The sequence below is a fragment of the Bradyrhizobium sp. USDA3010 genome, from assembly GCF_056429065.1.
The window spans coordinates 1-396 of the sequence record NZ_JBWJZD010000146.1; the positions used below are offsets into that span (position 1 = coordinate 1).

At 60.4% G+C, this 396-nt stretch carries 1 protein-coding gene; it reads left to right on the forward strand.

From position 1 onward, the window contains the following. Positions 1-46: 46 nt before the first annotated feature. Positions 47-396 (forward strand): type 1 glutamine amidotransferase family protein (locus AC066Y_RS43340; RefSeq protein WP_478279152.1); only part of this gene is annotated, 350 nt, incomplete at its 3' end.

Genomic DNA, 396 nt, shown 5'->3' on the forward strand with positions numbered 1-396 from the left:
GCGCGTAGTCTCGCAGACAGGAAGATCCGTTGTCTCTGCGTGTGGTTTGGAACTAGCGGCCGACGTCTCGATCGATGAAGAGCGCGAATTGCTCTTGACGGAGCGCCGACCGTTCATGGCGGTTATTTGCGGCGGCCATGAGATGCCCGCAGCGGCTCGTGGCCTTACCGCGTGGGTGCGAGAATGCGCGCTGCACCGCATCTGCATTGGAACCCTAGCCGGTGGCGCCTTCATCCCGGCGGCCGCGGGCCTACACCGCAATAAGCGTTGGGCCGTTCACTGGGAGCATTTTCCGGCATTCAACGAATCCTTTCCGGAAATCACTGCCACTCAGAGCCTGTACGAGATCGACGGTGACCTGTTCAGTTGTGCAGGTGGGGATGCGTCGTTCGATAT